The sequence below is a fragment of the Thioalkalivibrio sp. ALMg3 genome (assembly GCF_000381225.1).
GTDB lineage: Bacteria > Pseudomonadota > Gammaproteobacteria > Ectothiorhodospirales > Ectothiorhodospiraceae > Thioalkalivibrio > Thioalkalivibrio versutus.
Genome location: NZ_KB906220.1, coordinates 311,978 through 337,458 on the forward strand (window position 1 = coordinate 311,978; position 25,481 = coordinate 337,458).

A 25,481-nucleotide genomic window follows, 5' to 3' on the forward strand; every position below is an offset into this window, starting at 1 on the left:
CCGCCTTCGGCGCCCTCTCCCGCCCCCTGTGCTGCCTGTGCTAGCCTTCTCCTCCCTGTTCGACACCCGCCACGCGAGAGCGCATGTCCCCCGACGAGTATTGCGAGGAGAAGGCCGCGCAAAGCGGCTCCAGCTTCTACTACGCGTTCCGCTTTCTGGAACCGGATCGCCGTCGCGCCATCACGGCGCTGTACGCCTTCTGCCGGGAAGTCGACGACATCGTCGACGAGGTGAGCGAGGAGAGCATTGCGCGCACCAAGCTCGACTGGTGGCGCCAGGAGATCGAGCGCCTGTTCGCCGGCGAACCCCGCCACCCCATCACCCAGGCACTGCAGCCGCATATCGCCGCCTTTGACCTCGGGCGCGAGTATTTCGACGAGATCATCGACGGCATGCAGATGGATCTCGACTACGACAGCTATCCGGACTTCACCACGCTGTCACTGTACTGCTACCGCGCGGCCAGCGTCGTGGGCATCCTGTCCGCTCACATCTTCGGCTACACCGATCGGCGCACTCTCAAGTACGCCCACGACCTCGGCATGGCGTTGCAGCTCACCAACATCCTGCGCGACGTGCACGAGGACGCCATGCGCGGCCGCGTGTACATCCCCATGGACGAGCTCAGCAAGCACGGGGTCAAGCCGGAGGAATTCCAGATCAACATCACCGACGACCGCCACCGCGCCCTGTTCGCGGAGCAGGCGGAACGGGCACAACGCTACTACGAACGCGCCGAGGAACACCTCCCGGACGCCGACCGCTACGCCCAGCGCCCGGGCCTGATCATGGCGGCCATCTACCGCACCCTGCTCGACGAGATCGCGGACGATGGCTATCGCGTGCTGGAACACCGCGTACGCCTGACCCCGATCCGCAAGCTGTGGATCGCGTGGCGCACCGCGCGCCGCCTGAAGCGCGAACAACGCCGCCGCGCGGCCTGATGCCATGACCTCCAGCTCCCCCCCGGCCCCGGCGGTCGTGGTCGGCGCGGGCTGGGCCGGCCTGACCGCTGCGCTGGCGCTTGCTCGCGCCGGGCAATCCGTGCACCTGATCGAGGCCGGCAAGACCCCCGGTGGCCGTGCCCGCAACCTCGACCTGGACGGCACCCCGCTCGACAACGGCCAGCACATCCTGGTCGGGGCCTGCCAGCAGACCCTGCAGCAGATCCGTTCGGTCGGCATCAACCCCGAGCAGGCGTTTCAGGCCCTGCCCTTCGGCCTGCGCATGTTCGAGCCCACCGGCCGGCCGCAGGACCCGGCGTTCCAGCTGGAACCACGTTCGCCCCGGTTGCCCGCCCTGGCCGCCGCGCTTTACCGGGCGCTTGCGAAGCACTCCCTTGGTACACGCCTGCGTGCCCTGTCCGGCGCCGCCGCCATGTTGCACCGGCCCCTGCGCGACGATCTCCCCGTCCTCGACTGGCTGCGCCAGCGCCGTCAGCCCGACGCCCTCATTCGCAGCCTGTGGGACCCGTTGTGCCTGGCGGTGATGAACACCCCGCCCCGAACCGCCTCGGCCCGCATATTCCAGAACGTCCTGCGCCTGGCACTCAACCATGGCCCGGAAGCCGCGCGCCTTCTCGTCCCCGCGCGGCCACTCGGCGAGCTGTTCCCGGAACCGGCTGTACAGGAACTCCGGGAGCGTGGCGCCAGAGTGGATCTGGGCCGCCGCATCACCGCCATTGAGCGCAGCACGACTCACGACGCCGCCCCCTTCCGCCTGCGCGACCGCCAGGGCGTGGCGAGCCCGGCGCGCGGCGTGATCATGGCGACCCCTCCAGCCGCCGCCGCTGCCCTGCTGCCACACGAAACCGGCTGGGAGGCCACGCACCAGGGCCTGAATGCCATGGGCGCCCGCAGCATCTGCACGGTCTACCTGCGCTATGCGCGGCGCCTTGATGATCTTCCGCCACTACAGGGGCTGCTGGACCAGCATGGCCAATGGCTGATCGCGCGGCATGTCGCCGGGGCACCACACTGGCTGGCGGTCGTGATCTCGGCGGCCGACGACCTCGAACCGTTGACGGCGGATGCGCGATGGCGCACCGTCGCCCGCTCCCTGGCCCAAACCTTCCCCGAACTGGGCGAACCCGAGACCGGCCACAGCATTTGCGAACGCCGCGCGACGCTGGACGCGCAAGCCGGTCTGGATGCACGTCGCCCGCCGGCCCGCACGCCCTGGCCGGGGTGTTATCTGGCCGGGGATTACCTGACGCCTGCACTGCCGTCCACGCTCGAAGCGGCCGTACAATCTGGACTAGAATCGGCGCACCTGTACCTGGAGGACCATCCTTGACCGATCTCGATATTCCCCGCCTGCTCGCCTACCGCCCGGAACCCGGCGCCTTCGATGAACGCGTGATCCTGGTCACCGGGGCCGCCGACGGCATCGGCCGCGCGGTTGCCGAGGCCTGTGCCGCGGCCGGCGCGATCGTGGTCCTGCTGGACAAGGACCTGAAGGGCCTCGAAGCGGTCTATGACCGGATCGAACAGGCCGGTCACCCGCAGCCCGCGATCTACCCACTGAATCTCGAAGGCGCGACGGTCAAGGACTATGGTGACCTGGCGGAGAACATCCGCGACTCCCTCGGCCGCCTCGACGGGTTGGTACTGAACGCGGGCTGGGCCGGCGCCCTGATGCCGATGAAGAACTACGACCCGGAGCTGTGGTTCAAGGTCATCAACAGTAACCTGCACGGCCCGTTCTTCCTCACGCAGGCCGTCCTGCCGCTGCTGGAGGCCAGTCCCACCGGGAGCCTGGTCGTGTCCACTCAGAACGCCCGCAAGGCCTTCTGGGGCGCCTTCGGCATGGCCAAGGCAGCCCAGGACGGCCTGATCGACATCCTGTCGCACGAGCATCGCAACGAACCGCGCTTCCTGCACGTGAACGGTATCGACACCGGCCCGGTGCGCACCCGCTTCCGCGCCGGCCATTATCCCGGGGAAAACCCCGACCTCCTGCCCGAGCCCGAGGCCGTGGTCGGCCCCTATCTGTACTTCCTGGACCCCGGCGACCGCACCACCACCGGTCTGAACATCAGTCTGGAAGGCCAGGTCCCGGTGCCCGACGCGGCGTCCTGAACCGCAGCGGCGTCAGGCGCGCGGTCGTTTTCCGGCCGGGCGCCCTTTGCGCACCTTCCCACCACCCGCGCGCGGCTTGCCGCCCTTGGGCGCGGCAGAGCGTGCCCCGGCCTTGCCCGCTGGCGCTGGCTTGCCACCGGGACGCGCCGCAGCCTCGACGCCGTTGTGCTGCGTCTGGAAGGTCTGGCCGCGCTTTTTCAGCGCCTTGCCGCCTCGGGTGATGCGCCCGCCGGTGGACGGACGTGCCGCACCCTGACCGGTCCCGGCCGGCTGCCAGGTCGGCACCAGCTGATGCTTGCCATTGCCGATCAGGTCCGCACGCCCCATGCGTTGCAGGGCATCGCGCAGTAGCGGCCAGTTGTTCGGATCGTGATAGCGCAGGAACGCCTTGTGCAGACGCCGCGCGCGCGCCCCGCGAGGCACCGGGACGCGTTCGCTGGTCGTGCGCCGGATGCCGCGCAGCGGGTCGCGCCCGGAATGCCACATGGCGGTGGCCAGGGCCATGGGACTGGGCAGAAATGCCTGCACCTGATCCGCGCGAAAGTCGTTGCGCTTGAGCCAGAGCGCGAGCTGCAGCATGTCCTGGTCGGTGGTGCCGGGATGCGCGGCGATGAAATACGGGATCAGGTACTGCTCCTTCCCGGCCGCCTTCGAGTATTTCTCGAACATGGCCTTGAACCGGTCATAGGTCCCCATGCCCGGCTTCATCATGCGCGAAAGCGGTCCGGTTTCCGTATGTTCCGGCGCAATCTTCAGGTAACCCCCCACGTGATGGGTCACCAGTTCCTTCACATACTCCGGTGACTCGATCGCCAGGTCGTAGCGCAGCCCGGAGGCGATCAGTATCTTCTTGATGCCCGGCAGCGCCCGTGCCTTGCGGTACAGGCGAATGAGCGGCGCGTGGTCGGTGTCCAGGTTGCTGCAGATGCCCGGGTACACGCAGGACAGTCGCCGGCAGCTCTGCTCGATCTTCGGGTCCTTGCAGGCCAGGCGGTACATGTTGGCGGTCGGGCCGCCCAGATCCGAGATCACGCCGGTGAACCCGTCCACCTTGTCGCGGATCTCCTCGATCTCGCGCAGCACGCTGTCCTCGGAGCGGCTCTGGATGATCCGCCCTTCGTGTTCGGTGATGGAACAGAACGTACAGCCGCCGAAGCAGCCACGCATGATGTTCACCGAGAAGCGGATCATCTCCCAGGCCGGGATGCGCGCATCCCCGTAGGAGGGATGCGGGGCCCGCGCGTAGGGCAGATCGAACACCGCATCCATCTCGGGGGTCGACAGCGGGATCGGCGGCGGGTTGAGCCAGACCTCCTTGTCCCCGTGGCGCTGCACGATCGCGCGGGCATTCCCCGGGTTGGTCTCCAGGTGCAGCACCCGCGAGGCATGCGCGTAGAGCACCGCATCGCCCTTCACCTGCTCGAAGGCCGGAATACGGATCACCGTTTGCTCGCGCGGGGTGCCGCGCGGGATATCCCGGTGAAAACGCACGACCTTCGCGCCCGCCTCCGCTTCTGCCGCCTGCGCATCCTGTGCCTCGGCATCGGCGCAGGTCTCGGGCGAGACCATGGCGTAGGGGTCGGGGTTGGCATCCACCGGTCCGGGAGTATCGACCTCGCTGGAATCCAGCTCCACGTAGCCGGCCGGCACCGCGTCCCGCAGCAGGGCCGTCCCGCGCAGGTCCGTGATCTCGCGCGGGTGCTCGCCCGCAGCGACGCGATGGGCGAGCTCTACCAGGGCGCGCTCGGCATTGCCGAACAGCAGGATGTCGGCGCGCGAATCCAGCAATACGGAGCGGCGCACCTTGTCCTGCCAGTAGTCGTAGTGCGCGATACGCCGCAGGCTGGCCTCGATCCCGCCGGCCACGACCGGCACATCCTTGTAGGCCTCGCGGGCGCGCTGGGCGTACACGATCACCGCGCGGTCCGGGCGCTTGCCGTGCACGTCACCCGGGGTATAGGCATCGTTGGAGCGGATCTTCCGCTCCGCGGTGTAGTGGTTGACCATCGAGTCCATGTTCCCGGCGGTCACGCCGAAGAACAGGTTCGGCCGCCCCAGGGCCCGGAACGGCTCGGCCGAGGTCCAGTCCGGCTGCGCCAGAATGCCCACGCGGAACCCCTGGGCCTCCAGCAGCCGGCCGATGATCGCCATGCCGAAGCTCGGGTGGTCCACATAGGCATCGCCGGTCACCAGCACGATGTCGCAGCTGTCCCAGCCGAGATCGTCCATTTCCTCGCGCGTGGTTGGCAGAAACGGCGCCGTGCCAAAGCGCTTGGCCCAGTAGGGCTTGCGGGCGAACAGGGAATCGGGTGCTGCGGACATGACCAGGCTTCTTCCGGCGGACGCCGGCAACAGGAAATGCGCGCATTACACGCCGGGGGCGCCCCAAGATCAACAGGGCACGCCCGCGGGCGGGACTTCGCAGTGGGTAACCGGGCCGCCGGAAACGGCCCGGCTCGCGTCAGTAGCGCTCGATGAAGAGATCGATCGCAGGACTCAGCGCGCCGCGCCAGCGCTGCGCCAGGGACTCGTCCCAGCGCGGATCCACCTCGCGGGCCGTCTCCACCATGCAGTTCAGCCACACCCCGTACAGCTCCGGCGCGACCGGTACGCGGCCATGGCGGCTATGCACCTCGGCCATCTTCTCCATGGTCGGGGCCACGAAGCTCTCGCCCTCGGCGTAACTGATCGCAGTGGAGATTGCCTGCCCGAGGGCCCGCTTCTGCTGCGACCAGTTGGTGGTCGTGAACGCCTGCGCCACCCGCTCGTCGGCGGCGAGAAAGCGTTCGTAGAAGCGATCCACGAAGTTGCCGGCCCGCCGACAACGCCCGTAGCTCTGGTGGACATCGGAGTAGCTCATCAAAACCCCCATTCCCGAAAAAGCGCGATTCTACCGGGATTGCTCCGAGGCGGGCTAATCCAGATCCCCCCGGGAGCAGGAACACATCGGGGTTACCCGGCTCCAGAGGACGGCCATCAACGTCCCTCGAGAACCCCTGCGTACTGGATACCGGCGAGACGTGCGAGATCGCGATCGAACGTGGTCAGATCATTCGGCCCGAAGTCCTCCAGACCGGAATGCCCACAGGCCCGCGCCAGTACTTTCATCAACTCGGTGGAACCATTCAGGAAGCGCTCCAGCCGCTCGCTCCCCTCCTGCGGGTCCAGCCGGCTGCGCAGTTTCGGATCCTGGGTCGCTACACCACTGGGGCACTGATTGGTATGGCACATCCGCGCGCTCACGCAGCCCACGGCCTGGATCGCCGAATTGGCGAGGGCAATCCCGTCCGCACCGAGGGCCAGGGCCTTCACGAAGTCCGCGGGCGTGCGCAGCCCACCGGTAACCAGCAGCGTCACCCGTCCAGTGGCGCCGTTGGCATCGAGAAAGCGCCGCGCCCGTGCCAGCGCCGGGATGGTAGGCACGCTGATGTGATCGCGCAGCAGGGCCGGCGCGGCGCCCGTGCCGCCGCCTCGGCCATCCAGGATCAGGTAGTCGGCGCCAGCCTCCAGGGCAAAGGCCAGGTCCGCCTCGATGTGGTTGGCCGACAGCTTGAATCCGACCGGCACCCCACCGGTCTTCTCGCGCACCGCGTCGGCAAACCGGCGGAAATCGTCCGGGCTTTGCAGATCGGCATTGGTAGCGGGTGAATGGGCATCCTGCCCCGCCTCGATCCCACGCACCCGCGCAATCTCGTCACTTACCTTGCTGCCCGGAAGAATCCCACCCACCCCGGTCTTCGCGGCTTGCCCGGCCTTGAAGTGAAACGCCTGAATCTGGTCCAGCACCTCGTCCGAATAGCCAAACTGCGCCGGTCCCAACTCGAACAGGTAGCGCGAATTCTCTGCCTGCTCGGCGTCCAGCATGCCCCCCTCGCCGGAGCAGATACCGGTCCCGGCCCGCTCTGCCCCGCGCGCCAGGGCGATCTTTGCCTCGCGCGAAAGCGCACCAAAGCTCATGTCCGACACCAGCAGCGGAATCGCCAGTTCCAGCGGGCGCTTCGCCTCGGGCCCGATCACCAGCGAGGTGCCCACGTCGGCATCTTCGTCGAGCGGGCGTGTGGCCAGTTGCGCCGCCAGGAGCTGCAGCCCGTCCCACGCGGGCAACCGATCGCGCGGGACACCCATGGCCACCGTTGTGCCATGGCGGCCCACACCCTCCAAGCCATCGCGTGCTAGGGCGTGAATCCACTCGACATGCGGTTCGACCTCGCTGTTACGGGGGCTCGGGGCCTGATCGCCCTGATCCGATGCCTCGGAATCCCCTTCCGCCGCGCTCGCGGGCTGACCCACCGCGTCCTGATCGAACTGCGCATGCGTCCCGTCGCAGTACGGCAGATTGCCGGACTGCTTGCACTGACACAGGTACGCCTCGCCGTCCTCTTCCGCCGTGAAAATCAGCGGCTCGATACCTGTGCCCTCGTGCGAGCCGTCGCAGAATGGCTGATCCTTCGAGCGCCCGCAGCGACAGAACGCGTACTCCTCGCACTTTGTCAGTTCCACTCCCCGGGGTTCCACTGCGGCGATAATCGGTTCAGCCATCGGATGCTCCTTGCGCTCGAATTGAATCGTCCTCATCTGTGACAGTGAAAGTCGCACAAATTTCCGAATCCCCGCCGGCGCCGTATGATGACGTCGTCGCATCCAGCCCAGGGGGCCCCATGAGCACCGCCGACCACCGCCATACCCGCCGCGATTACACCCACGCCGAACTTCGCCGCAGCGACCTGCACGAAAACCCGCTCGGCCTGCTGAATGACTGGCTCGAGGCCGCCCGTGAAGCCGGCAACCCGGACCCCACCGCCATGATCCTGGCCACCGCCGGCGCCGACGGCCAGCCCTCCGCTCGCACCGTTCTGCTCAAGCACGTCGATCCCGAGGGCCTGGCCTGGTACACCGACTCGCGCAGCCGCAAGGGCCAGGACCTGAGCGAAAACCCGCAGGCCGCCCTATTGTTCTACTGGCCCGAGACCGAGCGCCAGATCCGGGTCGAAGGCCCGGTCACCGCCCTCCCGGGCGAACTGGCCGATACCTACTTCCACCAGCGCCCGCGCGGCAGCCAGATTGCCGCGGCGGCCTCGACCCAAAGCCACCCGGTCGCCGGCCGCGACGAACTCGAGCAGCGTGTGCGTTCGCTGGAGCAGCAATACCCGGAGGGCGACATTCCGCGCGATCCCGCCTGGATCGGCTACCGCCTGCAGCCCGAACTGTTCGAATTCTGGCAGGGCCGTCCCAATCGGCTGCACGACCGGTTCCAATACCATCGCGTGGGCAGCGACTGGGAGGTCACCCGCCTGATGCCCTAGAGAGACGCTGATCCGCGCTTCCCCGGCCCGGCTACCGCTCGGCCAACCGAATCTGCTAGGATTCGCTCCGTCGTGGCGGTTCGACCCCGCGCGGCAAGAAGATTCGGAGAGGTGCCGGAGTGGTCGAACGGGGCGGTCTCGAAAACCGTTGTACTCTCGCGAGTACCGAGGGTTCGAATCCCTCCCTCTCCGCCAAACACTAGCAAAGGGGCCCGAGCGGCCCCTTTCGCATGTCTGGCCTCTTCGGTTTCGGGATTCGAACCCGAGGAATCGAAAATGACGGTTCGACTGGCAGCGCGCAGCGATGCCAGAACGTCGCCGCAGGCGACGACCCGAAGGGCGAGGCGCGAAGTGCCGAGTAATCCCTCCCTCTCCGCCAGATCCAAGCACAGGGCCCCGAGTGGCCCCTTTTGCATGGTTAGCCCAGACGCGCGGGGATTCGAATCAGAGAAATCGGAAACGATGGTTCGACCGGTGGCGCGCACGCGACACCGGAACGCCGCAGCAAAGCGAAAGCGGCCAGCCGCGCTGGCCGTAATCCCTCCCGCTCCGCCAGATTCCGCAAGCGCCTCTCATGTCACATGCGACCGTCTCACAGGCACAAAAAAAGCGGCCCGGTTTCCCGAGGCCGCTTTCTTGTTATTCAAAGCTGGTGGGCGGTACTAGGTTCGAACTAGTGACCCCTGCCGTGTGAAGGCAGTGCTCTACCGCTGAGCTAACCGCCCGGAGCGCGGACAAGATTAGGGTTCAAGCGAGCGAACGTCAAGCGTTGCATGCCGAATATCCCGCTCCCATCGAGCCCTTCGCCGGGAGACCCGGCACCGCCCCCCGGTTGCCAGCCCGCCGCCCTTGCCAGACAATGCCCAGCCTCGGAGAGGTGGCAGAGTGGTCGATTGCACCGGTCTTGAAAACCGGCAGGGGTGAAAGCCCCTCGAGGGTTCGAATCCCTCCCTCTCCGCCAACTTTCAGCTAAGGGCCCAAAGCGGCTCCTTTCGCATTTCCAGACCCAGCGTTCCGCGATTCGAACCCGAGATTCCAGAAAGCGGGTTCGACCGGTGGCGCAACGCGACACCGGAACGCCGTAGCAACGCGAAGGCGACCCGAAGGGCGGCCAGCGGGGCTGGCCGTAATCCCTCCCTCTCCGCCATTTCCAGCCTCCCGGCCGCAGTCATCTCCCGGCTCCGCCAGACGAATCCCCTTCGCAGCTTCCTCGCAATACATAGCCGATATGGTATGTGTCATATAGAACAAGTTAGATAGAAGAAAATGGACTGACCGCCTATAATCTGGCGCTACTTTCGCGACTGCGCCCGTGCATCCGACCGGGCCCAGCACCGGCTGCCAGTATTGTGACGACGGCCCTGGCAAGCCCCGGCCCGGACTGCCCTTGGGCCCATTGCATCGGTTCCGGCCGTCGTCAACCCTCACGAACTGGCCAAGCGAGCGACCCGATGAATTCGATTCTGCTGCGAGTGTTCCCCTTCCTCAGCTGGCGCCCGACGAAGCAAACCCTCAACGCGGACCTCATCGCCGGGATCTCGGTCGCCCTGGTCCTGATCCCGCAGTCCATGGCCTATGCCCAGCTGGCCGGGCTGCCGCCGGTGTACGGGCTTTACGCCTCCCTGCTGCCCGTCATGGTCGCCGCGCTGTGGGGTTCATCGAACCAGCTCGCCACCGGCCCGGTCGCCGTGGTCTCGCTGCTTACCGCCTCGGCGCTGATACCGCTGGCCGCCGAGGGCTCTTCCGAATTTGTCATGCTGGCCATTGCCCTGGCATTCATCGTGGGCCTGGTCCAGTTGATGCTGGGGTTGTTCAAGCTTGGCGCGCTGGTCAGCTTTATCTCGCATCCGGTCATCGTCGGCTTCACCAATGCCGCGGCCATCATCATCGCCCTGTCGCAGCTGAACAAGATCCTCGGCGTCCCGATTGATACCAGCGGCCACTTCATGCTGGGTCTCTGGGGCGTGATGACGGAACTGGGCAGCGTCCACTGGCCCACGCTGGCGTTCGGCGTCGGCGCCATTGGCCTGATGGTGCTGATGAAACGGTTCGTGCCGAAGATCCCGGGGGTACTTGTCGCCGTGGTCGTGGCGATCCTGGTGAGCTGGGCAATCGGCTACGAGCAGAAGGCCGAGACGTCCCTTCAGCAGATCGCCCCGGCCCAGGTTCTGACTCTCGCGCAGTCCATCGAGAGCGATGGCAGGCGCCTCGCCGATCTCGACGAGCAGATCCGTCGGCTGGAAGCAGAGCTCCAGGAACAGGAAGGCGCCGAGGCCGTGCGCCTGCGCCACGAGGCCGACCAGCTGCGTCTGCAGCGCGATGAACTGCGCCCCGAACTTGCCGGCATGCGCGAGGAGATCCGCGACATCACGCTGCGTCGCGTCCCCGGCGAGAACGATCAGCCTGCGCGGTTCATTGCAGACGATCACCTGACTGATGCCGAACGTGCACGCGCCGATCGCGCCGCATGGCGTATCGAACGGGTCGGTGAAGATACCGTGCATCTGAATGGCGGCGGCGCCGTGGTGGGCAATGTGCCCCAGGGCCTCCCCGGGTTCTCGATCCCGGATATCACCTTCGGCACCTTCACCACGCTGCTGACCACCGCCTTCGTCATCGCGCTGGTGGGCTTCACCGAGGCCATCGCGATCGCCAAGGCCATGGCAGCACGGACCGGCCAGCGCCTGGACCCCAGCAAGGAGTTGATGGGTCAGGGTCTGGCGAACATCGCCGGCGGCTTCACCCAGGGCTACCCGGTCAGCGGCTCGTTCTCGCGATCAGCGGTCAACCTGAACTCCGGCGCCAAGACCGGCCTCTCCTCGGTCTTTACTGCGGTACTCATCGGCCTGGCCCTGCTGTTCCTGACGCCGCTGATCTATCACCTGCCACAGGCGGTCCTCGCTGCGATCATCATGATGGCGGTTGCCGGGCTCGTGAACTTCAAGGCCATCAAGCACGCATGGGTGGCCAACAAGCACGATGGCGCTGCCGCGGCCGTGACCTTCGTTGCGACCCTCGCAATGGCTCCGAACCTGGACTACGGCATCCTCACCGGTGCCGGTCTGGCCATCGTGCTGTATCTGTACCGCACCATGAAGCCGCGTGTCTCGGAACTGGCACGCTATGAGGACGGCACCCTGCGCGAGGCCCAGCGCTACGGCCTGGAGACCAACGAGAAGGTCGGCATCATGCGCTTCGATGGGTCGTTGTACTTCGCCAACGTGCCCTACTTCGAAGATGCCGTACTGGACCTGCTGGCCCGCCACCCACAATCCAAATATCTGATCGTCGTCGGCAAGGGCATCAACGAGATCGACGCCTCCGGCGAAGAGGTCATCCATCAACTGGTTCACCGCCTCAAGGCGCGCGGCATCACGCTCGTGTTCGCCGGCGTCAAGGCCCAGATCATGGAGGTCATGCAGCGCACGGGGCTGGACGACATCATCGGCAAGGACAACATCTTCAAGTCCACCGACCATGCGGTGAAGACCATCTCGGAAAAGGTCGGCGAGCCGATCAAGTAACCCGCGCCGGGCCGATCACCGCGTGATCGGCCCGCATGCCCTGAAACCGCAAGGGAAACGCTGCAACCGGGAACGCTTGTCGCTACACTGTGCTTGTTTCGAATCCAATGAGGAGTTGACCCGTGTCCCGAGACCAGATCGTCCGCTCGAGTCGCAATCCGTCCAGCACTGGTTCCATCAGCGAGACCATCTCCACCAACAAGGTGATCCGGCAGACCTACATGCTGCTGTCGCTCACCCTGGCGTTCAGCGCGATCACCGCGTTCATCGCCATGGCGGTCAACGCGCCGCCGGTGCACTGGATCATCATGCTGGGGGTGCTGATCGGCGGCCCGTTCGCCATCCACGCCGCGCGCAACTCGGCGCTGGGCATCGTGCTGACCTTCGCCTTCACCGGCGTGCTGGGCTTCTTCCTCGGCCCGATCCTGAGCATGTACCTGGGTCTGCCGAACGGGCCACAGATCGTCGGCAACGCCTTCGCCGCCACTGCGGTCGCGTTTGTCACGCTTTCCGGCTACGCCCTGGCTACCAAGAAGGACTTCAGCTTCCTCGGCGGCTTCCTGGTCGTCGGCCTGATCGTCGCCCTGCTGGCCATCGTCGCCAACCTGTTCCTGGCGATCCCGGCTCTGTCGCTGGCCATCTCGGCCGCGGTTGTCCTGCTGCTGTCGGCCGCCATCCTGTTCGACACCAGCCGGATGATTCACGACCCCGAGGCCAACTACATCGTGATGACGGTCTCGCTGTACGCGAACCTCTATGTGATGTTCCTGCACCTGCTGAACCTGTTCCACGCCTTCATGGGCGACAACTAGGGTTCCGCGCTGCACAGCACGGCAGGAATGCGTTCCAGGGCCCCGCACAGCGGGGCCCTTTTCATTGGACACCATCTTCATTGAATACGGATACACGCCGATCATGAGCCACCTTCAACGCGGCGTCTTTCTCGATCTCGCCACGGTCGACCGCGACGATCTTGACCTGACCGAACTCCGGGCCAGCCTTCCCGTGTGGTCCTTCCACGAGCACACCGAGCCGGATCAGCGGCTGGGCCGGATCGGCGATGCCGAGGTGATCGTCACCAACAAGGTCGAGCTGAATGCGGAGGCACTGGCCGCCGCACCCCGCCTGCGACTCGTCTGCGCCGCCGCCACCGGCACCAACAATATCGACGTGGAGGCAGCCCGCCGCCTGGGTATCGTCGTCAGCAATGCGCGCGACTACGCCACCGACTCCGTGGTGCAGCACGTCTTCGCCCTGCTGCTGACGCTGGTCACCCAACTGGACGCCTACCGCGCGGACATTCGCGCCGGTCGCTGGAGCGCCTCCGATCAGTTCTGTCTCCTCGACCACCCCATCGGCACCGTGGCCGGAATGCGCCTCGGCATCATCGGCTGGGGCGTACTGGGCCGGGCCACCGCGCGCGTCGCCGAGGCCTTTGGCATGGAGGTGCTGGTCGCCGAGAGCCTGAATCCAGACCGCGCAGCACAAGAGGATCGCGTGCCGCTGGAACGGTTGCTGGGACAATGCGACGTCATCAGCCTGCACTGCCCCCTGACCGCGACGACCCGGCACCTCATCGATGATGCCGCCCTGCGCCAGATGCGTCCGGGGGCCCTGCTGCTGAACACCGCCCGGGGTGGCCTGGTCGATCCCGAGGCCCTGGCCAGGTACCTGCGCAGCGGGCATCTCGGCGGCGCCGGCATCGACGTACTGGAACCGGAACCCCCACCGGCGGATCACCCCCTGCTGGCCGACGATATCCCCAACCTCGTCCTCACGCCCCACACCGCCTGGGCCGCGCGAACCGCCCGACAGCGGGTGATCGACGAGGTTACGGCCAATATCCACGGCTTCGCGAGCGACCAGCCGCGCAACGTGGTGGAGTAACCCACATGGATTCGGAAGCCCTGCAAAAACGCATCGAGGATCTGGAGATCCGCCTGGCCCATCAGGAATACACCCAGGAGGAGCAGGCCCGCGTGCAACTGGAGCTGCAACAGGCCAATACCGAGCTGCGCCAGCAGGTCCAGTGGCTGCGCGATCGCATGCGCGACCTCGAGGAGCACGGCGGCGGGCCGGAGGGCGCCGAACCACCCCCGCCGCACTACTGACGCCCATGCCACTCACCGTACGCGCGGCCCCCGGCCACGAGTCCGCCGCCAACGCACTGCGCCAGGCCTTGGCGGCGCGCGGCTACGCCCATGCCGGGGAAGCCACGCTCGTGCTGGAGACGGGAGACCGCGGGCTCGAACTGGTCCGCGAGGACGTACACCCGCCGCTGCGACTGCAGCTGGACTTTGCCGCCGGGCGCCAGGGCTATCGCCTCGCCCATGCCGGTCACCAGCGCGAGGGCCTGATCCGCGCCTTCGGCAGACTCTCGCGTGACGGCCATGTGCTGGATGCCTCCGCCGGCCTGGGCCGCGACACCCTCCTGCTGGCCGCTCACGGCTTCCGGGTCACGGCCTGGGAGCGGCATCCCGTGGTGTACCACCTGCTCGCCGACGCGCTGAAACGCGCGGCGGCCAGTCCGGAACTCGCGCCCATCATCGGACGCATCACCCTGCACGAGGGGAAGGCCGATCCAGCGCATCTCGCCGTCCCGGCAATGGCCGCGGTCTTCGATCCCATGTTCCCGGAACGGGCCAAGCGGGCCGCGGTGAAAAAGGACATGCAGCTGATGCAGGCACTGATGCCCGAGGCGGCCGACCCCGACGCAGAGCAAACCCTGGCCACCCTGCGCCAGAACGTGGAACGCCGCGTCATCGTCAAGCGCCCGCTGCATGCGCCCCCCCTCGGTCCCGACTCGCCCCAGGCGAGCATCAAGGGCAAGAGCGTGCGCTTTGACCTCTACCCTGCCATCACCCTCGCGAAGGTGGAGGACGGCTGACTCAGTCCGTCCAGGCCGGACACGGTTTTCCGCGTCCGCAGAGACACCCGCATACCGGGTTGGCGCCTCCCGGAACCACGTCACCCCTGGGGCCCTGTGAAAGAGCCGGGGCCGCTTGGGAGGTGACCTTCACGGTCTGCCCAGGATCAGTTGGTCATCCCCGGCAAAACGATAGTCGGGGATGGGCAGGTTGCGCCGGGCCGATTGATCCGAATATACGCGGCCGGCGCCGTCGTAACGTCCGCCCCGGCAGCGGTCGACAAAGCCACCACTCCAGCCGTCGGCCTCGTCCGGGTGGACCAGGTCCAGCTCGCAACCCAGATCCGCACTTTCGCCGATCACCACCAGCCACTCGGGCCGGAAGCTGCGCAATGGCCGATCCAGCCCGTCCGGTTGCTGGCCGCGGCGGGCCTCCGGGTCGACCAGCTCGTCATCACCGGCCAGGGCGGCCTGCCACGCGGCATCGCGATGGACCACAAGCACGTGGCGGCTACCGTGAATCACACGCAGGGCCTCGCCCGGGGCAATCTCGGAAAGATCCACCCGCAGCGTCTCGCCACGGGTATCGCCCGGTCCGGAAAAGGCGTACCGGAGCATCACCCCAACCAGCAGCAGGGCGGCCCCGAGAACCATCAGTTTGATCAGGGCGCGGATGCGTACCCGAGTCAGCGAGTCGTTTGTTGCGTGCACCTGGTATCCCCGTTCGCGTCCGGAAGCCCCCGGAACCCGCGTCGAAATCGCTTTGCCTGAGACGGACGCACGCCGAGGGAAATACTGATGAATGTACACCCTCGCGCTCGAGTCGCTTTTGCGTGCGAACAAGGCGCGGTGAGCGAAGTGTAGCCGAGCTACATAAGCGAGCCGCAACGCTGGGCGCACGCAAAAGCGGCCGAGCCCCTGCATTCAATGGTTTATGGGGTTGGCACCCCAGGTTCCCCGATCCTGCGTTGCGCCGCTTGCGGGTAGAACCACTACCCGCTGCACGACGCGCCTTGTCTCGGAAAACCTGGGGTGCCAACGCGAGTGTGTACATTCATCAGTATTTCCCTAGACTATGCAGCATGAATGAACCCAAACGCTCCAGTCGCACCTACGTCGGCCTGTACAACGACATGTACGCCGGCATGACCCCCATCGGCAATTTCATCCGCGATGCCTGGGTATTCGGCATCCTCCCGGAGGACGAAACCTGCGATGGCTGGGATGTCTCGCGCATCCAGATGCTGCATGACCAGGTCAACGCCGAGTGGGACAAATACAGCCTGCGCATCAGCAACCTCCCGCCCGAGCTGCGCGAGCGCCATGAGCGCATCCATAACGAAGCCATCGAGCGCGCCCGTGAGCACGGCTGGGTCGCCGGCCAGGACATCGACAGCGAGATGGGCGACGACGCCTGATGGGGGCCAGCGAACCGCTGATTCGCCCCCTTGTTGTCATCGCTGCCCTGTTGGCAGGGATTGCCGTCGTCCTCGGCGCCTTCGGCGCCCACGCCCTGCAGGAACGCCTGACGGAACAGGCCCTCGCGACCTGGCATACCGGCGTCCAGTATCACTTCATCCATGCCCTGGCCCTGCTGCTGGTCGCGGCGTTGTGGGCGCACCTGGCCAACGGCTGGGCCGCTGCCAGTGCTGTGGCGTTCGTGATCGGCATCCTGCTGTTCTCTGGGAGCCTGTATGCCCTGGCGCTCGGCGCACCCCGTATCCTCGGCGCGATTGCACCGCTGGGCGGCACGGCGTTTATCCTCGGCTGGGCCGGGTTGGCCATTGCCGCCTGGCGCGGCTGACCTATAATCGCGGCGCAGCCAACCCCTCTTCCCGACCGTATCGAGATCCCCATGAGCCAGACCTCCTTCGCCGTATTCGCCGAAAACACCCTGGACGACATCCAGACCCGCCTCACCGAGCAAAGCGCGCTGGACGACCTGGACATTGACCTGATCGACGGCGTGATGACGATCGAATTCGACGATGGCGCCCAGATGATCCTGAACCGCCAGGAGGCCGCACAGCAGATCTGGCTCTCCTCGCCCGAAGGACCGGCCCATTTCGGCTATTCCGACGAGGAAGGCACCTGGATCGACGATCGCAACGGCGAAGAGCTGCACGCGACCCTGGTGCGGGTCATCGAACAGAAACTGGGCGTACCCGTCGAGCTCTGATCCGGAGATCACAGGTCGCTGTCAGTCGCCCTTGCCGGCCCCCTTCTTCGAATCGTCCGGGCCCGCGGCCTCGCGTTCCTCCTGCGTTGCGGGCGCCTCTTCCAGCGCCCGCAGATGCGCCTCGACCTCGGCCAGTACCGGGTGGGGCTTGTCCTGTTCCAGCGCCATATCGATCGCCTTGAGCGCCTCCACCGCCTCCGCATCGCCGCGTAGCGGCATGCGCGCTACGCCCAGCGCCAGCATGCGGAACTGGCGGAACACCAGATAGCTGAGCGTCGCCACCACCAGGGCGGCCCACACGTTGTCCTGGAACCAGAGCCATACCGCCGCCCCGTAGCCCCCGAAGGTCAGCGCGAAGATTCCCAGCGCCACGCGGTGGGAACGGGCAACGATACCTTCCAGCACTTCACGGTTGCGGATTACGAAGTCACGGTCGAAATGCAAAGGGATGATTCCTTGAGTCAGCGGCGTGGTCAGGGGCGCGGCGGCTGCTGGGCACGCCAGCGTTCGAAGGTCGGATACTCCTCGTAGCCACGGGTCAGGACAAAGTCCAGCACGTTGCGCAGCCGATTCTGGTGGACGACCGAATCGATGCGGATAATCTCTTCGCCACGCTCGTCGAAGAAAATGAGCGTGGGCGCCCAGTGCACACCCAGTTCCGCGGCCCAGTCTTTTGCGTTGGTGCGGTCGCCACCCGGCGTCAGCACCGGCGTATCGGCATCGTCGGCATCCAGCTGCACCGCATCCATCAGGCCGATGCGCTCCAGCACCTCGTCCTGCTGCAGCGGCTCGGAGTGCATGATATCGCAGGCATGGCAGGCCTCGCGCTCAAAGAACACCACCAGTGGGCGTTCGGCGGGGATCCGGCTCCGATCCAGCGCATACGGCTGGTTGATGAAGAACTCCCGCTGGTTGATGTCGTCGAGATCGAACTTTGGCGGTGGGTCGGCGCGCTCCAGGTAGTCGCGAAAACTCTCCTCGCGGTCATGCCGGTCAATCACGTATTCCAGCAGCGCGCGGAACCGGTATGGCGGGTAGTAACCGCGCATCTGATGGATGCGCTCGCCGTCCTCGTCGTAAAAGGCAATCGAGGGGGTAAAGTTCAGCCGTTGTTCGGCGGCGTAGCGCCGTTCGAGCCAGGTCTCGCCGTCCAGGTCCGTGACTTCACGTGTGCCCAGCGCGTCGATAGCCACCACGTTGAAGTGTGACGCCAGGTACTCGCGGATATCGTCCTGTGCGAAGTTCTTGTCGAACAGCGCCTCGCAATAGGGGCAGTCATCCATGCCGAAGTAGACGGCCAGCCCCATCTTTCCCTGCTCCACCGCATCTTCCAGGTCCTCGCGCAGATCGAGGAAGCTCAGCTCGAACCAGTCGGGCGTATGCAGCCCAATCGGGCGCGGGGTGTCATCGAACACGATCCCCTCGTCGGGTTCGACGGATTCGTCCGCCACAGGGGCGGTCGCGAACAATACCACCACCATGCATGCCAGCGAGAGACTCGCCAGCCGACCCAACCAACTCTTCCTGCCAAGCGCGTTATTCACGTCAAGCGAACTCCCGGTGGACCTCCTATTCGGACGGCGGCTCCATCACCGAGGTTCCCCCGAGATACGGGCGCAGTTTTTCCGGGATGTGGATGGAGCCGTCTGCCTGCTGGTGATTCTCCAGCAGCGCTACCAGGGCCCGGCCGACCGCAACCCCGGACCCGTTGATGGTATGCACCAGCTCCGGGCGCTCGCCCGCCTTCGGCCGGAAGCGCGCTTGCATGCGGCGCGCCTGGAAGCCCTGGAAGTTGGAGCACGAGGAGATCTCGCGGTAGGCATCCTGGGCCGGCAGCCAGACTTCCAGGTCATAGGTGCGCGCCGCGGCAAAGCCCATGTCCCCGGCGCTCAGGAGCATCACGCGGTAGGGCAGTTCCAGCGCCTGCAAGACCCGCTCGGCATGGCCCAGGAGTTCCTGCAGTGCGGCATCCGAGCTCTCCGGCTGCACGATCTGCACCAGTTCCACCTTCTCGAACTGGTGCTGCCGGATCAGGCCGCGCACATCGCGCCCATAGCTGCCCGCCTCGGAACGAAAACACGGGGTGTGGGCCACCATCTTCAGCGGCAAGGCCTCGGCATCGAGGATCTGCTCGCGCACCAGGTTGGTCAGGGTGACCTCGGCGGTGGGGATCAGACGGTAGCGCTGGTCACAGTCGACCGAGAACAGGTCATCGTCGAACTTCGGCAACTGCCCGGTCCCCTCCAGCGATTCGGGATTCGCCAGGTAGGGGACGTAGGTCTCCTGGTAGCCGTGTTCGCCGGTGTGCAGATCCAGCATGAACTGGGTCAGTGCCCGGTGCAGGCGCGCCATCTGACCGCGCATCACCACGAAACGCGAACCGGCCACCCGCACCGCGGCCTCGAAGTCCAGCCAGCCACCGGGCAGGCCCAGGTCCACGTGATCGCGCGGCGTGAAATCGAAGGTCCGCGGGGTTCCCTCGCGGCGGACCTCGACGTTGTCTTTCTCGTCCAGTCCGTCGGGCACGTCCGCCTGCGGCAGATTCGGGATCTGCATCAGCATCGCATCCAGCTCCTGCTGGACCCCGTGCAGATCGGTCTCGCACTGCTTGAGCTCGTCGCCCAGGCGCCCGACCTCGGCCTTCAGCGGCTCGATGTCCTCGCCCCGCGCCTTCGCCTGCCCGATACCCTTGGAGCGGGTGTTGCGGTCGGCCTGCAGCTCCTGGGTGCGCATCTGCAACGCCTTGCGCCGGGCCTCCAGGGCCTTGAAGCGTTCGCGGTCCAGGGTATAGCCACGGCGTTCCAGAGCGGTGGCAGTCGCATCCAGGTCCTGGCGCAGGCTGTGGATATCAAGCATGACGGATTTCCGGCAAGGGGTGGAAAGAACGACGGGGAAGTCTACGGTTGCCGTCCCGTGGCGTCCACGGTCGCGGCCAATGCCCTCACGAGGCGACCGGCCCGACCCCCAGCAGGAATCGAGTTCCGTGGAGCCCCGCTGCCGCAGCCAGCACGCAGACCAGCAGGCTCGCGAGCATGTAGCCCAGTGCACGCGCCCAGGCGCCTACATCCACCATGTGAACGACTTCCAGGGAGAAGGTGGAAAATGTCGTAAAGCCACCCAGCACCCCGACGACCAGCAACAAGCGCCAGGCAGGGTGCAGTTCCAGGCGCTCCACCAGCACCACGGCCAGTACCCCGATCAGGAACGAGCCGAGGATGTTGATGCTCAACGTACCCCAGGGAAAGGCACGCCCGAAGTGCGCCACCATCCACTCCTGCATCCCCAGCCGCAGTGCCGAGCCCAGCGCACCGCCTGCCGCCACTGCCAGATACGAGCCCAGCCCAATGCCCATCATCACGTCCCGCTTGCGGAAAAGACCCACAGTTTATGCGATCACCTCGCACGGACCCAGCAGACCCCTACCATCGAGGCCATGAGCGCCCATCCCGCCACACCGCCGACCGAGGCCGCCGCACAGGCGCTGGCCGCGGTCATTGAGGGTCTGACCACCGAGCTGCCCTCGGACGCCCTGGTGGTCGAGGCCGCGGAACGCCGAGCCTACGAGTGCGACGGCCTCTCCGCCTACCGCCAGATCCCCGGGGCCGTGGCCCTGCCACGAACCCACGAGGAACTGCTGACCTGCCTGCGGCTGTGCCGCGAGCACGGGGTCCCGATCGTGCCGCGCGGGGCTGGCACCGGGCTGTCCGGCGGCGCCCTGCCCAGCGAGACTGGGCTGCTGCTGTCCCTGGCGCGCTTCAATCGCATCCTGGAGATCGATGCCGACAATCGCTGCGCGGTCGTCCAGCCCGGCGTGCGCAACCTCGCGATCTCCGAGGCGGCAGGCCCGCAAGGGCTCTACTATGCGCCCGACCCCTCCTCGCAGATCGCCTGCTCCATCGGCGGCAACGTGGCCGAGAACGCCGGGGGCGTGCATTGCCTCAAGTACGGACTCACCGTGCACAACGTGATCGGGCTGGAGCTGGTCACCCTGGATGGCGAGATCATCCGCCTCGGCGGCAAGACGCTGGATAGTGCCGGGCTGGACCTGCTCGCCTTCATGGTTGGCTCGGAGGGCATGCTGGGCATCGTCACCGAAGTCACCGTGCGCCTGCTGCCCCGGCCCGAGCGCACCCAGGTCCTGCTGGCCAGCTTTGACCAGGCCGAGGCCGCCGGACGCGCAGTGGCAGGCATCATCGCCGCCGGACTGATTCCCGCCGGGCTGGAAATGATGGACAACGCTGCCATCCGCGCTGCGGAGGACTTCGTCCACGCCGGCTACCCGGTGGAGGCGGCCGCGATCCTCTTGTGCGAACTCGACGGGACCAACGCCGAGGTCTCCGAGGACGTCATGGTGGTACGCCAGAAGCTCCTGGATCTGGGGGCCACCGAGGTGCACACCGCCCGCGACGACGCCGAACGCGCATTGTTCTGGGCCGGGCGCAAGGCCGCGTTCCCTGCCGCCGGGCGTATTTCGCCGGACTACTACTGCATGGACGGGACCATCCCGCGCCACCAGATCGGGACGGTGCTGGAACGGATCAACATCCTGTCGCGCGAGGTTGGCCTCGGCGTGTGCAACGTGTTCCACGCCGGCGACGGCAACCTGCATCCACTGATCCTCTACGACGCCAACCAGCCCGGGCAACTGGAAACGGCGGAGGCCTTCGGCCAGCAGATCCTCGAACTCTGCGTGGAGGTGGGTGGCACCGTCACCGGGGAACACGGCGTAGGCGTGGAAAAGCTGGACGGCATGTGCGTGCAGTTCGCCGCGCCGGAACTGGAGCAGTTTCACCACCTGCGCCGCGCGTTCGACCCGCTCGGGCTGCTCAACCCCGGCAAGGCCATCCCCACCCTCGCCCGCTGCGCCGAGTTCGGACGCCAACACGTCCACGGTGGGCAGCTGTCGCACCCGGAACTCCCGCGCCTGTAGGATGACCGGCTTGACCGAACCGAGCTAAACCTCCAATGCCCCGGGCCACCCTTGCTACCGCACTGGCCGACGACTTCTCCGGAGCCGTCGACGCCACCCTGAGGGCGCTGCAGGCGTTGATCCCGCTGGACATGTGGATGCTCACGCGGGTCGAATCCGACGACTGGGTGGTATTGCACACCCACGGCCACGCACCGCGCATCCGTCCCGGGGCGGCATTCAGCTGGCAGCACTCCTACTGCGTGCACATGAACGCCGGAGACGGACCGAACATCGCCGCCGACGCACGCACGGTTCCAGCCTATGCCAGTGCCCCGATCAATGACGTCGCAACGATTGGCTGCTACATCGGGTTCCCGCTGTACGATGCCGATGGCGAACTCTTCGGCACGCTTTGCGGATTGCATCCCGAACCCATGGACCCCGCGATCGAACACCATGAGCCGGTCGTTCGTGCCCTGGCAGGATCGCTGGGGCACCTGCTGCGCCTCAGCCAGCGCGCCGAGGGGCTGGACCGGTTGCGACAGCACGCGGCCCTGGCCGCCCACGGTGATCCCCTGACCGGCGTGCTCAACCGCCACGGCTGGGAGCTCGCGGTAGACGCAGAGGAGACCCGCTGCCAACAGAGCGGCCAACCCGCCGGCATCATCCTGTTCGATCTCTTCCCCGGGGACTCGAGCGTGGACAGCACTGGCATTCAGGATGACACCGAACTGGTTCGCGCGATCCTCGTCCTGCAGGGCCTGGCAGGCCCCAGCGACCTGATCGGTCGACTCGGTGGCACCCGCTTCGGCCTGCTCGCGATCGACCTGAGGGCGCAACCCCTGGCGGCGCGGGCGCAACACATCCGCCAGGCCCTGTCCGCAAAGGCCATCCCCGCGGCCATTGGCCACGCCATGCGCGAACCCGGTGCTGGAAGCCTGGAACACGCCCTGAGGCGCGCGGAACGCGAACTGCGCCCGGCAGCGCGCCCCGCGATCTCCTAGACTTTTTCCATCCTGCGCGGCGAACAGCCGCCCCCACCGTCTCGACGGAATGCCCCATGGCCCGAATCTTCGATCCCCCCGATACCGCGCCCTCGCCGTTCAACCTCGGGGTCGATCACGTCCTGAAACTGCTCCGCCGGATCGCCCCCCTGGACGTCTGGATGCTGACCCGCATCGAGGGCAACGAGCAGATCGTGGTGCGCGCCGACGACCACGGGTACGGCATTCAGGCCGGCACGGCCTTTGACTGGAGCAACTCCTTCTGCATCCGCATGCTCGCCGAACGCGGCCCGCGAATCACGCCGGACGTACAACAGGTTCCCGCCTACCAGGAAGCCCTCGCCGCACAACCCGATCCCCCCGCCATCGGCAGCTACATCGGGTTTCCGGTACAGGACCACGAATACGAGATGTATGGCGTACTTTGCGCGATGAATCCGGAGCCCATATCGGCCGACATCGAAGCGCAATCCGACCAGATCCAGGCCGCCGTCACCGTCATCGAGTCACTGATCCGCCAGCGCCGCCAGATCGACGAACTGGAACGCGAGCGCGAGGCCCTGCGACTGGAGGCCTACAACGACGCCCTCACCGGCACCTGCAACCGGCGCGGCTGGCTACTCGCGTTGAGCGCCGAGGAACAGCGCTGCCAGGATCACAGCCTCCCGGCGGGTCTCGTCGCCATCGACCTCGACAACCTGAAGACCGTCAACGACCAGGAAGGCCATGACGCCGGCGACCGATTGATCAAGGCGGCTGGCCAGGCCCTGCGGGATGCCAGTCGCGAAATCGACATCATTGCCCGCCTGGGTGGAGACGAATTTGGCGTGCTGCTTCCGGAGACGCCGGCCGACCACCTCCCCGGGATCGCGAACCGGCTGCGGGCGGCGCTGCAGGAGGCCGGTGTGTCGGCGTCCATCGGTTACGCCTGCCGCACCGTCAGCGGGTCCCTGCCCGAGGCCCAGACCAGCGCCGATGCCGCGATGTACGCCGACAAGCGCCAGCGCCGCGGAACCCCCGGGCCCTGACGCCCTCGCGCGGCAAGCGCGATCGCCCTTTTCCTCCGAGCTCAACACACTTCACGCACCCCTCTGCCGCGGGCCGGTCGATGGTTTACCATTCACCTAATCCGCATCCGGACGACCCCTTCGCTACGAGGCCGTTTCATGAGCAAAACCGTCACGCTGACCGACAACACCACCGGCAAGAGCATCGAGCTGCCGATCCAGGAGGGCTCGCACGGCCCCAACTGCCTGGACGTCCGCACCCTGTACAAAGAGCTCGGCTACTTCACCTATGACCCGGGGTTCATGTCCACGGCCAGCTGTCGTTCGGACGTCACCTTTATCGACGGCGACGAGGGCACCCTGCTCTACCGTGGCTACCCAATTGAGCAGCTGGCGGAGGAAAGCACCTATCTCGAGGTCTGCTACCTGCTGCTGAACGGCGACCTGCCCGCCGCCGACGATCTGCACGACTTCTCGCGCATCATCAAGGAGCATTCGATGCTGCACGAGGCGGTGCGCCGCTTCTTCGACGGCTTCCGCCACGACGCGCACCCGATGGCGATCATGGTCGGCGTGGTTGGCGCGCTGTCGGCCTTCTATCACGACAACGTGGACGTGCATAACCCGGAACATCGGCGCATCGCCGCGCACCGGCTGATCTCCAAGATGCCCACCATTGCCGCATGGTCGTACAAGTACGCCAACGGCCAGCCGTTCATGTACCCGGACAACAACCTGTCCTACACCGCCAACTTCCTGGCGATGATGTTCGGCGTGCCCAGCGAGCCCTACCAGCCGAACCCGGTGTTCGTGCGCGCGCTCGACCTGATCCTGATCCTGCACGCCGACCATGAGCAGAACGCATCGACCTCCACCGTGCGCCTGTCCGGCTCCTCCGAGGCCAACCCGTTCGCCGCGATCTCCGCCGGCATCGCCTCGCTTTGGGGTCCACTGCATGGGGGTGCGAACGAGAAGGTCATCCGCATGCTCGAGGAGATCGTGCACTCCGACAAGAGCGTGGAGGACTTCGTGGCCCGCGCGAAGGACAAGAACGACTCCTTCCGCCTGATGGGCTTCGGTCATCGCGTGTACAAGAACTACGATCCGCGCGCCAAGATCATCCGCAAGATGTGCCACGACCTGCTGGCGGAGATGGGCGACATGGGCGCCGATAACCAGCCCCTGTTCGACGTCGCCATGGAGCTGGAACGTATCGCGATGGAGGACGACTACTTCATCGAGCGCAAGCTCTACCCCAACGTGGACTTCTACTCCGGCATCATCCTGCGCGCGATGGGCATCCCGTTGAACATGTTCACCGTGATCTTTGCCCTCGCCCGCACCGTCGGCTGGATCTCGCACTGGAACGAAATGATGCAGGATCCCGAATCCCGCATCGGCCGCCCGCGCCAGCTCTACACCGGCTACCGCTCGCGCGACTACACCTCCATCGAGGAACGCTAGAGAGACACGGATCCATGCGCAGGTCCGCGTTGGCACCCCGTGTTTTCCGCGACCCGATACGGCACGCAGACGGGTAGACGCGCTACAGGCCTGTGTCCTCTCATTGGAGGTCGCAACGCAGATCGGGGAGCGTGGAGTACCC

General features: G+C 66.4%; 24 protein-coding genes, 3 tRNA genes and 1 other RNA gene. 19 read left to right on the top strand and 9 right to left on the bottom strand.

The features are described 5' to 3' along the window. Nucleotides 1–83 precede the first annotated feature (83 nt). Genes hpnD through F622_RS0103610 form a run of 3 tightly spaced genes read left to right on the top strand, consistent with a single transcriptional unit; the run spans nucleotide 84 to nucleotide 3,080 of the window. The gene (gene hpnD / locus F622_RS0103600) at nucleotides 84–944 is read left to right on the top strand and encodes a presqualene diphosphate synthase HpnD (protein ID WP_019571348.1); all 861 of its coding nucleotides are present in this window, start codon (nucleotides 84–86) and stop codon (nucleotides 942–944) included. A 4-nt stretch (nucleotides 945–948) separates the two neighbouring features. After that, on the top strand, nucleotides 949–2,295 hold the full coding sequence (gene hpnE, locus F622_RS0103605) for a hydroxysqualene dehydroxylase HpnE (protein WP_019571349.1): 1,347 nt from the start codon (nucleotides 949–951) through the stop codon (nucleotides 2,293–2,295). After that, on the top strand, nucleotides 2,292–3,080 hold the full coding sequence (locus F622_RS0103610; protein ID WP_018650067.1) for an SDR family NAD(P)-dependent oxidoreductase: 789 nt from the start codon (nucleotides 2,292–2,294) through the stop codon (nucleotides 3,078–3,080). Before hpnE ends, F622_RS0103610 begins: the two co-directional genes overlap by 4 nt. A 12-nt stretch (nucleotides 3,081–3,092) precedes the next feature. Here the strand turns inward: F622_RS0103610 and F622_RS0103615 are convergent, their stop codons facing one another. The 3 genes from F622_RS0103615 to F622_RS0103625 form a co-directional block, all read right to left on the bottom strand. Then, nucleotides 3,093–5,402, bottom strand: coding sequence for a YgiQ family radical SAM protein (locus F622_RS0103615; protein ID WP_019571350.1), 2,310 nt, complete (start codon nucleotides 5,400–5,402; stop codon nucleotides 3,093–3,095). Between the two features lie 139 nt (nucleotides 5,403–5,541). Continuing rightward, nucleotides 5,542–5,940 carry a globin gene (locus F622_RS0103620; protein WP_018145553.1) on the bottom strand — a complete coding sequence of 133 codons (399 nt, stop codon included), beginning with the start codon at nucleotides 5,938–5,940 and terminating at the stop codon, nucleotides 5,542–5,544. A 116-nt stretch (nucleotides 5,941–6,056) separates the two neighbouring features. Beyond that, complete coding sequence (locus tag F622_RS0103625; RefSeq protein ID WP_019571351.1) at nucleotides 6,057–7,619, bottom strand: glutamate synthase-related protein; 1,563 nt, start codon at nucleotides 7,617–7,619, stop codon at nucleotides 6,057–6,059. 119 nt (nucleotides 7,620–7,738) lie between these two features. On the opposite strand from F622_RS0103625, the gene pdxH reads away from it, so the two are divergent. From pdxH to F622_RS13660, 3 genes are all read left to right on the top strand, one after another. Then, nucleotides 7,739–8,383, top strand: a complete 645-nt coding sequence (gene pdxH, locus F622_RS0103630) for a pyridoxamine 5'-phosphate oxidase (protein ID WP_019571352.1) — start codon at nucleotides 7,739–7,741, stop codon at nucleotides 8,381–8,383. 105 nt (nucleotides 8,384–8,488) lie between these two features. Further along, nucleotides 8,489–8,578 (top strand) — tRNA-Ser (locus F622_RS0103635). Between the two features lie 53 nt (nucleotides 8,579–8,631). Then, nucleotides 8,632–8,762, top strand: a non-coding RNA gene (locus F622_RS13660) — RtT sRNA. A 271-nt stretch (nucleotides 8,763–9,033) separates the two neighbouring features. On the opposite strand, the gene F622_RS0103640 is transcribed toward F622_RS13660, so the two are convergent. Then, a tRNA-Val gene (locus F622_RS0103640) sits at nucleotides 9,034–9,108 on the bottom strand. A 146-nt stretch (nucleotides 9,109–9,254) separates the two neighbouring features. On the opposite strand from F622_RS0103640, the gene F622_RS0103645 reads away from it, so the two are divergent. From F622_RS0103645 to F622_RS0103670, 6 genes are all read left to right on the top strand, one after another. Continuing rightward, nucleotides 9,255–9,344: transfer RNA gene (locus F622_RS0103645), tRNA-Ser, on the top strand. 490 nt (nucleotides 9,345–9,834) lie between these two features. Continuing rightward, the gene (locus F622_RS0103650; RefSeq protein WP_018169888.1) at nucleotides 9,835–11,907 is read left to right on the top strand and encodes a SulP family inorganic anion transporter; all 2,073 of its coding nucleotides are present in this window, start codon (nucleotides 9,835–9,837) and stop codon (nucleotides 11,905–11,907) included. Nucleotides 11,908–12,029: 122 nt separating this feature from the next. Further along, the gene (locus F622_RS0103655) at nucleotides 12,030–12,719 is read left to right on the top strand and encodes a Bax inhibitor-1/YccA family protein (RefSeq protein ID WP_018145549.1); all 690 of its coding nucleotides are present in this window, start codon (nucleotides 12,030–12,032) and stop codon (nucleotides 12,717–12,719) included. A gap of 103 nt (nucleotides 12,720–12,822) precedes the next feature. Beyond that, entirely contained in the window at nucleotides 12,823–13,794 is a 972-nt protein-coding gene (locus tag F622_RS0103660) for a D-2-hydroxyacid dehydrogenase (RefSeq protein ID WP_018169889.1), read from the top strand. Between the two features lie 5 nt (nucleotides 13,795–13,799). Further along, nucleotides 13,800–14,018 carry a SlyX family protein gene (locus F622_RS0103665; RefSeq protein WP_018145547.1) on the top strand — a complete coding sequence of 73 codons (219 nt, stop codon included), beginning with the start codon at nucleotides 13,800–13,802 and terminating at the stop codon, nucleotides 14,016–14,018. Between the two features lie 5 nt (nucleotides 14,019–14,023). Beyond that, nucleotides 14,024–14,794: a class I SAM-dependent methyltransferase gene (locus F622_RS0103670; RefSeq protein ID WP_019571353.1), complete on the top strand. Its 771-nt coding sequence runs from the start codon at nucleotides 14,024–14,026 to the stop codon at nucleotides 14,792–14,794. A gap of 129 nt (nucleotides 14,795–14,923) precedes the next feature. Here the strand turns inward: F622_RS0103670 and F622_RS0103675 are convergent, their stop codons facing one another. Then, nucleotides 14,924–15,484 carry a hypothetical protein gene (locus F622_RS0103675; RefSeq protein WP_019571354.1) on the bottom strand — a complete coding sequence of 187 codons (561 nt, stop codon included), beginning with the start codon at nucleotides 15,482–15,484 and terminating at the stop codon, nucleotides 14,924–14,926. Between the two features lie 371 nt (nucleotides 15,485–15,855). On the opposite strand from F622_RS0103675, the gene F622_RS0103680 reads away from it, so the two are divergent. From F622_RS0103680 to cyaY, 3 genes are read left to right on the top strand one after another with little or no spacing between them, the layout of a single operon-like run. Beyond that, complete coding sequence (locus F622_RS0103680) at nucleotides 15,856–16,191, top strand: hypothetical protein (protein WP_018145544.1); 336 nt, start codon at nucleotides 15,856–15,858, stop codon at nucleotides 16,189–16,191. Beyond that, nucleotides 16,191–16,577 carry a DUF423 domain-containing protein gene (locus tag F622_RS0103685; protein ID WP_018176707.1) on the top strand — a complete coding sequence of 129 codons (387 nt, stop codon included), beginning with the start codon at nucleotides 16,191–16,193 and terminating at the stop codon, nucleotides 16,575–16,577. The genes F622_RS0103680 and F622_RS0103685 overlap by 1 nt, the downstream gene beginning before the upstream one ends. A gap of 51 nt (nucleotides 16,578–16,628) precedes the next feature. Further along, nucleotides 16,629–16,952, top strand: a complete 324-nt coding sequence (gene cyaY, locus F622_RS0103690) for an iron donor protein CyaY (protein ID WP_018145542.1) — start codon at nucleotides 16,629–16,631, stop codon at nucleotides 16,950–16,952. Nucleotides 16,953–16,973: 21 nt separating this feature from the next. Here cyaY and F622_RS0103695 read toward each other — a convergent pair whose 3' ends face one another. The 4 genes from F622_RS0103695 to crcB all read right to left on the bottom strand — a co-directional run bounded on the left by F622_RS0103695 (nucleotide 16,974) and on the right by crcB (nucleotide 20,304). Further along, nucleotides 16,974–17,396 (bottom strand): hypothetical protein, encoded by a 423-nt coding sequence (locus F622_RS0103695; RefSeq protein ID WP_018169893.1) that lies wholly within the window; start codon nucleotides 17,394–17,396, stop codon nucleotides 16,974–16,976. A gap of 29 nt (nucleotides 17,397–17,425) precedes the next feature. Beyond that, nucleotides 17,426–18,466, bottom strand: coding sequence for a thioredoxin fold domain-containing protein (locus tag F622_RS0103700; RefSeq protein WP_019571355.1), 1,041 nt, complete (start codon nucleotides 18,464–18,466; stop codon nucleotides 17,426–17,428). Nucleotides 18,467–18,521: 55 nt separating this feature from the next. Beyond that, complete coding sequence (gene serS / locus F622_RS0103705) at nucleotides 18,522–19,808, bottom strand: serine--tRNA ligase (RefSeq protein ID WP_019571356.1); 1,287 nt, start codon at nucleotides 19,806–19,808, stop codon at nucleotides 18,522–18,524. A gap of 85 nt (nucleotides 19,809–19,893) precedes the next feature. Then, nucleotides 19,894–20,304 carry a fluoride efflux transporter CrcB gene (crcB, locus tag F622_RS0103710; RefSeq protein ID WP_018145538.1) on the bottom strand — a complete coding sequence of 137 codons (411 nt, stop codon included), beginning with the start codon at nucleotides 20,302–20,304 and terminating at the stop codon, nucleotides 19,894–19,896. Between the two features lie 81 nt (nucleotides 20,305–20,385). On the opposite strand from crcB, the gene F622_RS0103715 reads away from it, so the two are divergent. The 4 genes from F622_RS0103715 (at nucleotide 20,386) to F622_RS0103730 (ending at nucleotide 25,339) form a co-directional block, all read left to right on the top strand. Beyond that, nucleotides 20,386–21,882: an FAD-linked oxidase C-terminal domain-containing protein gene (locus tag F622_RS0103715; RefSeq protein ID WP_019571357.1), complete on the top strand. Its 1,497-nt coding sequence runs from the start codon at nucleotides 20,386–20,388 to the stop codon at nucleotides 21,880–21,882. Between the two features lie 35 nt (nucleotides 21,883–21,917). Beyond that, the gene (locus F622_RS0103720) at nucleotides 21,918–22,868 is read left to right on the top strand and encodes a GGDEF domain-containing protein (RefSeq protein WP_019571358.1); all 951 of its coding nucleotides are present in this window, start codon (nucleotides 21,918–21,920) and stop codon (nucleotides 22,866–22,868) included. Between the two features lie 56 nt (nucleotides 22,869–22,924). Beyond that, nucleotides 22,925–23,896, top strand: coding sequence for a sensor domain-containing diguanylate cyclase (locus F622_RS0103725; RefSeq protein WP_018169898.1), 972 nt, complete (start codon nucleotides 22,925–22,927; stop codon nucleotides 23,894–23,896). Nucleotides 23,897–24,034: 138 nt separating this feature from the next. Continuing rightward, entirely contained in the window at nucleotides 24,035–25,339 is a 1,305-nt protein-coding gene (locus tag F622_RS0103730) for a citrate synthase (protein ID WP_018169899.1), read from the top strand. The last annotated feature ends 142 nt before the right edge of the window (nucleotides 25,340–25,481 follow it).

Coding starts and splice junctions, on each gene's coding strand:
- F622_RS0103720 (WP_019571358.1), top strand. CDS start 21,918: ATGCCCCGGGCCACCCTTGCTACCGCACTGGCCGACGACTTCTCCGGA.
- F622_RS0103670 (WP_019571353.1), top strand. CDS start 14,024: ATGCCACTCACCGTACGCGCGGCCCCCGGCCACGAGTCCGCCGCCAAC.
- hpnD (WP_019571348.1), top strand. CDS start 84: ATGTCCCCCGACGAGTATTGCGAGGAGAAGGCCGCGCAAAGCGGCTCC.
- F622_RS0103685 (WP_018176707.1), top strand. CDS start 16,191: ATGGGGGCCAGCGAACCGCTGATTCGCCCCCTTGTTGTCATCGCTGCC.
- F622_RS0103680 (WP_018145544.1), top strand. CDS start 15,856: ATGAATGAACCCAAACGCTCCAGTCGCACCTACGTCGGCCTGTACAAC.
- F622_RS0103615 (WP_019571350.1), bottom strand. CDS start 5,402: ATGTCCGCAGCACCCGATTCCCTGTTCGCCCGCAAGCCCTACTGGGCC.
- hpnE (WP_019571349.1), top strand. CDS start 949: ATGACCTCCAGCTCCCCCCCGGCCCCGGCGGTCGTGGTCGGCGCGGGC.
- serS (WP_019571356.1), bottom strand. CDS start 19,808: ATGCTTGATATCCACAGCCTGCGCCAGGACCTGGATGCGACTGCCACC.
- F622_RS0103650 (WP_018169888.1), top strand. CDS start 9,835: ATGAATTCGATTCTGCTGCGAGTGTTCCCCTTCCTCAGCTGGCGCCCG.
- F622_RS0103620 (WP_018145553.1), bottom strand. CDS start 5,940: ATGAGCTACTCCGATGTCCACCAGAGCTACGGGCGTTGTCGGCGGGCC.
- pdxH (WP_019571352.1), top strand. CDS start 7,739: ATGAGCACCGCCGACCACCGCCATACCCGCCGCGATTACACCCACGCC.
- F622_RS0103725 (WP_018169898.1), top strand. CDS start 22,925: ATGGCCCGAATCTTCGATCCCCCCGATACCGCGCCCTCGCCGTTCAAC.
- F622_RS0103715 (WP_019571357.1), top strand. CDS start 20,386: ATGAGCGCCCATCCCGCCACACCGCCGACCGAGGCCGCCGCACAGGCG.
- F622_RS0103730 (WP_018169899.1), top strand. CDS start 24,035: ATGAGCAAAACCGTCACGCTGACCGACAACACCACCGGCAAGAGCATC.
- F622_RS0103625 (WP_019571351.1), bottom strand. CDS start 7,619: ATGGCTGAACCGATTATCGCCGCAGTGGAACCCCGGGGAGTGGAACTG.
- cyaY (WP_018145542.1), top strand. CDS start 16,629: ATGAGCCAGACCTCCTTCGCCGTATTCGCCGAAAACACCCTGGACGAC.
- F622_RS0103665 (WP_018145547.1), top strand. CDS start 13,800: ATGGATTCGGAAGCCCTGCAAAAACGCATCGAGGATCTGGAGATCCGC.
- F622_RS0103660 (WP_018169889.1), top strand. CDS start 12,823: ATGAGCCACCTTCAACGCGGCGTCTTTCTCGATCTCGCCACGGTCGAC.
- crcB (WP_018145538.1), bottom strand. CDS start 20,304: ATGGGCATTGGGCTGGGCTCGTATCTGGCAGTGGCGGCAGGCGGTGCG.